The organism is Cognatundibacterium curvum, assembly GCF_014284235.1.
In the GTDB taxonomy this organism is placed as follows: domain Bacteria; phylum Pseudomonadota; class Gammaproteobacteria; order Burkholderiales; family Burkholderiaceae_D; genus Undibacterium; species Undibacterium curvum.
Genome location: NZ_JACOGD010000033.1, coordinates 1 through 399 on the forward strand (window position 1 = coordinate 1; position 399 = coordinate 399).

1 protein-coding gene is annotated in these 399 nt (G+C 49.9%); it reads left to right on the top strand.

Annotated elements, in window-relative coordinates; translation table 11 throughout:
- Positions 1-399 (top strand): hypothetical protein (locus H8K43_RS18735; protein WP_186905260.1); only part of this gene is annotated, 399 nt, incomplete at both ends.

Consider the following 399-nt stretch of genomic DNA (forward strand, 5'->3'; position numbering starts at 1 on the left):
TGGATGCAGAATTGCCGCTGCGCCGTATCTATGAATTATTTTTTAAGCAGCCAAAAATTGTCGATAAAGACGTGAACTATGGAGTTGTGAAACCACGCTTTTCTGAATTGCGTTTTGGCATAGCACCGCAAGGCTACATCATGTTGTGGGCCAGCGGTTATACCCATCAGGTGGAATTGCAAACTTTCCGTGCGCAAGTTATCCGCGATATCGATGTGCGCCAGTACAACGCGCGGTTACCCGGCGGTACCTTTACTCTCAATGAAGACCGTTGGAAAGAGTTAAAGGCCTGGCGCTTTAAGCCAGAAACCATAGAGCGCATCAAGGCTGGCTGGCAGGCGAATCCCGACTGGTATATGCGTAGCATACGCGTCAAGTTCCCTTGGCGTCATACCCTGG